At 38.7% G+C, this 7,842-nt stretch carries 4 protein-coding genes and 3 pseudogenes; 5 read left to right on the top strand and 2 right to left on the bottom strand.

Annotated features, from left to right (window positions below; translation table 11 throughout):
- The first annotated feature begins 264 nt into the window (after positions 1 to 264).
- The 5 genes and pseudogenes from RTL34_RS11425 to RTL34_RS11405 all read left to right on the top strand — a co-directional run bounded on the left by RTL34_RS11425 (position 265) and on the right by RTL34_RS11405 (position 6,777).
- A complete protein-coding gene (locus tag RTL34_RS11425; RefSeq protein WP_312117026.1) occupies positions 265 to 1,518 on the top strand; it encodes a cation:proton antiporter in 1,254 nt (417 codons plus the stop codon).
- Between the two features lie 10 nt (positions 1,519 to 1,528).
- Positions 1,529 to 2,494, top strand: coding sequence for a mechanosensitive ion channel family protein (locus RTL34_RS11420; RefSeq protein WP_312117024.1), 966 nt, complete (start codon positions 1,529 to 1,531; stop codon positions 2,492 to 2,494).
- Between the two features lie 148 nt (positions 2,495 to 2,642).
- Positions 2,643 to 4,091: pseudogene (locus tag RTL34_RS11415) on the top strand (DUF389 domain-containing protein); the annotation flags it as partial.
- Positions 4,092 to 4,492: 401 nt separating this feature from the next.
- A complete protein-coding gene (locus tag RTL34_RS11410; protein ID WP_312117020.1) occupies positions 4,493 to 5,635 on the top strand; it encodes a 5-methyltetrahydropteroyltriglutamate--homocysteine S-methyltransferase in 1,143 nt (380 codons plus the stop codon).
- Between the two features lie 338 nt (positions 5,636 to 5,973).
- The gene (locus RTL34_RS11405; RefSeq protein ID WP_312117019.1) at positions 5,974 to 6,777 is read left to right on the top strand and encodes an acetoacetate decarboxylase family protein; all 804 of its coding nucleotides are present in this window, start codon (positions 5,974 to 5,976) and stop codon (positions 6,775 to 6,777) included.
- A 497-nt stretch (positions 6,778 to 7,274) separates the two neighbouring features.
- Here the strand turns inward: RTL34_RS11405 and RTL34_RS11400 are convergent.
- Together RTL34_RS11400 and RTL34_RS11395 are read right to left on the bottom strand one after the other, a co-directional pair.
- Positions 7,275 to 7,610, bottom strand: a pseudogene (locus RTL34_RS11400) (DUF475 domain-containing protein); the annotation flags it as partial.
- A pseudogene (locus RTL34_RS11395) lies at positions 7,592 to 7,789 on the bottom strand (transposase); the annotation flags it as partial. The pseudogenes RTL34_RS11400 and RTL34_RS11395, both read right to left, overlap by 19 nt.
- Positions 7,790 to 7,842: the final 53 nt, after the last annotated feature.

The raw sequence follows: 7,842 nt of genomic DNA, 5'->3' as shown, positions 1-7,842 counted from the left end.
GACGAGTTTCTTAAGGTAGTTTATATTTGTCTAAAAAACCCTGGTTTTTTAGACAATTAAAGGATACTTAAAAATACTCGATAAAAGTCGTTAAATACCTATTTTTTCCGTTTTCTGTGCTGACCCCAGGTTAAAGACAAAGAGCCGATGCTTGTCTAAGATTGAACCCTAAGTAATTCACATCAACACCCTTATTGCGATTTTAGCTGAATTATGCATTAGTTTTCGCTACACTGATACAAATTTTATTTTGAGATCAGACGCATGAATGCTTTTGACATTGCTGCTATTTTCTTGACCTTGACTGCCTTACTTGCTTATATCAATCATCGCTTTATCGGTCTACCGACTACCATCGGTGTGATGGTCATCTCACTACTGCTCTCACTTATTGCGATTGTTCTCAATGCCTTAGGATTTGATACACTGATTGATTATGAAAAAATGCTGGTCGGTCAGCTTGATTTCACTGAAATACTCATGGATGGGATGCTCTCCATGTTGTTATTTGCTGGTGCATTGCATATCAACTTGCAGGATTTACGACGCTATAAGCTGCCTATAGCCTTGCTTGCTGTGGTAGGTACGGTGGTATCAACTTTTATTGTCGCAGGATTGACGTATGTCGCCTTACAATGGCTAGGATTTAACCTTGGTTTTATCTGGTGTTTATTGTTTGGGGCGCTCATTTCACCAACCGACCCGATTGCTGTTATGGGGATTTTAGCCAATGCTAATGCCCCTAAAAGCCTCAACACGGTGATTTCAGGCGAGTCATTGTTTAATGATGGGGTAGGGGTAGTGATTTTTATGTTGCTACTTGGCGTATTGACCAGTGGTGAGATACCAACCGCAGGGCATATCGGGCATTTATTGTTAATTGAAGCGGGTGGTGGTATTTCATTTGGCTTGTTACTAGGAACAATTCTCTACTATTTGCTAAAGAGCATTGATTCGTATCAAGAAGAGGTGTTATTAACTTTAGCTGGGGTGTTAGGCGGTTACGCCTTGGCCAGTCACTGGCATTTATCAGCACCACTTGCGATGGTTGTCGTGGGTTTAATGGTCGGCAATCAAGGGCGAAGCTATGCCATGAGCGATAATACTCGTCACTATGTGGATTTGTTTTGGGAACTCGTTGATGAGATTTTAAATGCCATTTTGTTTGTATTGATTGGTCTTGAAATTGTGATGGTGAGTTTGAATAGCAATTTGCTAATAGCGGCGATATTAGCGGTAGCTATTGGTTTACTCGCTCGTTTGATGGTTGTTGGCGGTGTAACGTTTAATCTACAAAAATATTTAGGTTTGCCCAAAGGTGCTTGGAAAGTATTGACTTGGGGTGGACTGCGAGGCGGTATTTCAGTGGCATTAGTATTACAATTACCTGCCGGTGCCGAGCGAGATTTGTTATTAACGTTGACTTATGCGATTGTGGTATTTTCCATTTTAATTCAAGGTCTAACGATTGGCCGAGTGGCAAAAAGTGTGACAGCCAGTCAGCTAAAGGTGCTATAAAGGTATCAATATGTTTGAATTAATCCTATCTTTTATTGATTATTTGCCTACTACCTATGTCAGTATGGTGAGCCAAGCGGATATGCTGGGCGACAAGGTGAATGAATACCAAACCATTATGACATCAGCGAATCATCTATTGCAGCAGATGATAAGCCGCATTCCATATTTGATAGTTGCTTCACTTGTGTTTGTAATATTTTGGGTGTTGTCGATTTTTTTTAAAAAAGCGGTCACTAGAATACTAGGGAGTCGTAAACACCATCAAAATTTAGTTACAGTCTTTAGGCGGGTGGGTAGTGCACTTATTTTATTTTTAGGCTTTATGGTCGCCATGATTATCGCTGTACCAAGCTTCACACCGGGTAAACTCATTGGTGCATTAGGGATAGGGTCGGTTGCGATTGGTTTTGCTTTTAAAGACATCTTCCAAAATCTATTATCAGGCATATTGTTATTATTATCAGAGCCATTTCGTATTGGCGACCAAATTATTTCGGGCAATTTTGAAGGTACGGTCGAAGATATTCAAATACGTGCAACCACAATCCGCACCTATGACGGCAGAAAAGTCGTAATTCCTAATTCTCAACTTTATACCAGTACCATGACCGTCAATACTGCCTATTCACAACGCCGTCTAGAATTCGATGTAGGCATCGGGTATGAAAACAACATCATTGATGCTCAACGAGTGATTTTAAGTGTGTTAAAGGCAGCGCCAACAGTATCGAAACTGGCAGAACCGTCTGTAATTGCTACAGCGTTAGCAGATAGCAGCGTGGTTTTAAGGGTACGTTGGTTTATCGATGATGGTACACAGACTAATCGAGTAGCTTCTATCAATGAAGTTATTATTTTGGTTAAGGAGGCATTGGAAAAAGCGAATATATCCATTCCTTTTCCGGTTACTACATTGGATACCAACCATCCATTATTGGTAAAAATAGAAAATAGTTCAGATATAAAAAACTAACCTTGTCCTTTAATCAAGTAAAATTATTATGATGGATTTAAGCACATTAACGTTTACCAAAATAAAAGATAATCCTAAACTAGTTGATCAATCTTTTAGCTTGTATAAAACCTCAGTTGTCCCCGACAAGGCATCAGTAGAAGTTACCGACGCCCTTGCACTGACGCAAGAGGATATTGAAAATTTAACCGATCAAGGATTTGATGAGAAAACTATCGAAGCTGTTGCCCAAGCGGTAAATGAGCAGCTTAGTAGTAATGCCAATGAAGAGGAAGATAGCGATAAAACTGACAGGAAATCGACCACAGAACCTCATTTAAATGCTAAGCATCAAACTCATAATATTGACGCCTCAAATGAACCAAATAAAACGTTAACCTTTGAGATGATCGACAAGAATATTCATCAAACTGTACAAAAGCAGTTAGAAGAACAGCAAGAAGCTCAGTACGAAGCCTTTAAACAGTATCTTGCTAAAAAAAATAGCGAACAAACCATTGATTATCGTCAAGTGCGTATCAATATCGAATCGGGGGCATTACCCACACGGGCATTTTATTTGTTAAATGGACTGGCGGCAATCATTGCTGGTTTTGGTTTATTGGCTAACTCCCCTGCGGTTGTGATTGGTGCGATGCTAGTGGCGATGCTGATTGGACCTATCAGCGGTATTGCGCTAGCCATTATCGATGCGCGTTTTGCCTTACTCAAAAAATCCTTACTGACGTTATTTTCAGGCGGTGTGCTGATATATGCGATTGGTATGATATTAGGCTTGCTTTACCCAGAACAGTCACAAAGCCAAGAAATCATCGCCCGTACCGCCCCCAATACTATGGATGTGATGGTAGCACTCGCAGGCGGAACTGCCGGCGCGTATGCCACGATTTCTCGCAATTTATCTGTTGCCGTAGTAGGAGTGGCAGTGGCAACCGCTTTGGTGCCACCGCTGACCGCTAGCGGCATATTGTTAGCAAATGGTAAATACGATTTGGCATTAGGGGCATTGATTTTGACGCTAACCAATATCTTAGCGATTCAGTTTACCAATGCACTTGTGCTCTGGGTTGCAGGGTTTCGAAGGCTTGATACCGATGCGGCAGAAGATGAAAAAGTTAAGGATTCTAAATGGCAGCAAAGCTTGCTATTTATACGTCGCAATGCGGTATCCTTGGTACTGTTAATCGGGATTAGTATTTATTTAACCCTGAATTTTCAGCAAAAACTTAAACAACAAAGTTATGAAGCAGCCGTCAATAAAATTGTTAAACAATCCATTGCAAATCAGCCAAATTATGTAGTTAGCATTAGCTATGATGTGGCAGATAAAACCACTAAAAAATCGCCTACTGATACGTCTAAACCTTACCTTATTCGCATATTATTACAAGGTTTAACAGCACCGAAACATAGTGATATCCAATCAATGGAACAAAAAATTATTGCATTATCTAGGGCTCGCTTTCCAAGTCGCCCACAAGCTAAACTGCAAGTACGATTCGTACCAGAACAAGTGATTGAAACAACGCCAATCACTAAAGATGATGTTAAACTTGATGAGGCATCACTTAGTCAGATTAAAGAGAGTAACAAGTAAGACTCAATTATGTTATTTATTGCCAAAAGGGTAAGCAATAGTGTTTATAGTGTGAGTTATCAATAATATCTCTTAATAATATTGAAAATGGAGTAGGCAAATAATTGATTTTAAAAATATTATTTTAACATAACAAGTATTAGGCAAGTTGAGTTTGAAGATGAATCAGTTAACAATAGTGCTGTCGTAATAGGATAAAATATACATTCCTTGAATGTAAAACAAGTCAGTGCCTACGCTAAGTAAAACTGCACGGATGCTTAAAATGTATTACCAAACCCACAGTTTAGTAGTCACAACCTTAAACGCAATTCATTTTACCTTGAAAAATCAGCGTTTGTCTCATTAGCTAAAAACTCTTATAGTCACGCCTCAAGTTTTTTAACAAAAGCGAATCAACTATGAGCCAAATATTTGCGCAGGCAACCCCACGAACCCAAGCGCCATACCGTAACGATGTAGTAGGGTCATTTTTACGCACTGACGCGCTAAAAAATGCCAAAACCGAATTGCAAACTGGCAAAATCAACCAAGCGGCATTTGACAAAATCCTAAAAGACGAAATCCAAAATCTTGTGAATCTACAAAAACGCCATGGACTGCACGCCGTGACCGATGGTGAATTTAGCCGTGTGTGGTGGCATTTAGATTTTTTAGCGGGGCTAGATGGCATTGAGATGATTAGCCTTGAAAAATTTCCTGTTGCGTTTAAGGGTGCGAAACCTAAGGGTAACACCATTGCCATTGTGGGTAAAATCGACTTTAGTGACGACCATCCCTTTGTCAAAGCCTATCAACTTTTAAAAGATTGTGCGGGTAATTACCCAACAAAATTCACCATCCCATCACCCAGTATGCTGCACTTATTGGCTTGTATACGTGATGAAAATTACCAGCCGATTGACCTTTACCAAGAAGAAAGCCAGCTATTTGATGACATTGCTAACGCATACATTAAAGCGTTAAACAAATTTTATGCATTAGGTCTACGTAATTTACAACTTGATGATACAAGTTGGGGGCAGTTTTGCTCGCTCGATAAACGAGCGGAATTTGAGGCTCGTGGTATTGATTTGGATAAAGTTGCTAAAAATTATGTGACGGTACTCAATCGTATTGTAGATGCCAAACCTGATGATATGCAAATTACCATGCATATTTGTCGTGGTAATTTTCGTTCAACTTGGTTCTCTGAAGGTGGTTATGCGCCTATTGCTGAGGTGTTGTTTGGTACCTGCAGAGTAGATGGTTTTTTCTTAGAATATGATAGTGAACGCGCGGGAGATTTTGCACCGTTACAACATATCAAAAATCAGCAAGTTGTACTAGGTCTGGTCACGTCAAAAACAGGCGATTTGGAAGATAAAAACGTTATTATTGAGCGGATTAAAGAAGCAGCCCAGTTTGTAGATATTAACCAGTTATGTATAAGTCCCCAATGTGGTTTTGCCTCAACCGAAGAAGGTAATATTTTGACTGAAGAAGCTCAATGGGCAAAACTCGATTTAATTAAAGAGATTGCTGATGAGGTATGGGGTAACTAGTGACCTCTGCTGTCAACAATGGAGAAAAAAACTTGGTAGATTGATGTTACTGTTATTTTCTTTGAATTTGACGATGGATTCAGCTTTGAATGTTTAACTGTATTCTTTTCTTAGTCACGATAAACTTCTGTTTAGTATTCTAGGTTACCAAATATTTTCTTCCGTTTTTCAGCATATATCAGATTTAGTTATGCCTACCAAACTTTAAATTAATTGAGTAGAACGCATTACCTTACACAACAATACTTTATACTTTTTTATTGTCATGTTTAAATAAAACCGCTTAAAAACAACCTGATAATAAAAAAGGTACTTAACCTATGATAATGAATAAAAACGTGAATAATAAATGGCATGCTGACCCATTTTTTCAACAAGCCACCCACACAAGACAGATGTCACAAGGTCAAGCTCAGCTGCCTATTAAGTACTTTGATGTGTCAAGCCTGATTGCTTTTTTTATGGTGGATTATGACAAAGCAGTCAGTGTATTGGACAATCCAAAGTTAAAGGTTGCCAAGCTTATAGGCAATAAAGCGCTATTTAGTCTAGCTTTCTATGATTATCGTGAATTAACTGATGGCGAGCCTTATCACGAAGTTGCATCGAGTATGCTTGTCTATCCTGCAGACCAAGACACACCTGCTCATCCATTGATGGAAATGACATTACCACCAGATCGACGCAATACCGGTATGTGGATTTGTGATTTACCGGTAACCACTGAAGCTGCGTGTCGTGCAGGTAAAGAATTATGGGGCTACCCGAAATTCGTCACCGATATTGATTTTAATTTAAACGATAAGGATTTTAGTAGTTCTGTCAAACATCCAGAGAATCCTCAAACATCCATCTTGTCATTATCAGGTACGATCGGCGTCTCAGTTACCGCCCCTTGGGCAGACTTAGTTTTATATTCAATGTTAAATGATGCGTTAATAAGGGCAACCGCAGATACACGTACATTAAATGGCGCTAAAATTGCCACTAAAGGTAATCTTAAGCTAAGTGTTGATTCAACGAACACTCACCCAATGACACAAAGGCTCAATAGCCTTGAGTTAAATGGCGCGACACCTTTTTCAGTCACCTTTACTGATAGCTTGCAATTGCGTTTAAATGAAGGCGTAATTTTTGATTGATAATTCGAACTTCAAAAACCTGCTTATAGAGGTCACCACAGAAAACGGAATAATAGCACGTTCAGGAATTTTATCGAATTTTAACACCTTCTAAAACAAAGACTTACTGGCTTTGAGTATTTTTAAATCAATTTAGATCCCATCAGGTCGCTATATGTAGAGCATATCACCAGATCGCAAAGCTTGAAGGCAGTTTTCTAGTTGAGGGCGTTTATCTTTTACTGAGAAAATTTGCTCTTGAAAGATTTTTTCACAAACACAGTTGATTAGTGCGTCAAGTTATAAATCAAGGGGGAGTTGGTCAATCGTCAATGTGCGAGCATAGCCGATTTTCATAAGTGCCTTTGCGAATGTTTATAAAGCAAAATATAAGGCTTTATCATACGCTATTTAATAAATGAGTTGTTATACAAAAAATCGCTAGAATAGCCATTTAAATCTGGTGAGAGCAAAGTGTCTATTAAACCCTGGTTTTTTAGACAGTTGAAAAACGCTTAAAAATACTCGACAAAATTCCTTACCGCCCTATTTTTTCCGTTTTCTGTGCTGACCCCATGATGAGCAATAAGTTTTTCAGAATAGAGCTTAGGCTGATTTAACGCCATATTTATGACATCTGTCATACTCATATCAGCTGTCAATGCCACGATAACAATTGGGAAAAGCAAGCGCATACCAAATACAGCTACTAGAATACCAACTGTTAAAAAAATTGTTTTCCAAAATTTATCCCAGTGCTTGAGAACCGATGCATTGACTACTGCATTATCGAATGATAAAGATACCTCCATGACAGCTAGGTTCTGTTGAACATTCAAAGCTTCAGCCAATGATAAGCAAAGGCTAGAGCAACCAAATTCTCATAATTACGTTTAAGCTTCTCATACCTTGTCGCAATACCCCGATAATGCTTAATACGGCAAAAAGCATTTTCAACCAAATGACGAGACTTGTATAAATGCCAATCCATATGTTCATTTGATAATTTAGTGTTACGCTTTCTTGGAATATTATACCAAACCCATAAAATATAGTATTATAGCTATATGAAAGAATCAAACCCAA

It is taken from the genome of Moraxella sp. CTOTU47915, assembly GCF_031986685.1.
Classification (GTDB): domain Bacteria; phylum Pseudomonadota; class Gammaproteobacteria; order Pseudomonadales; family Moraxellaceae; genus Faucicola; species Faucicola tetraodonis.
This window is presented reverse-complemented; position numbering and strand designations above follow the sequence as displayed.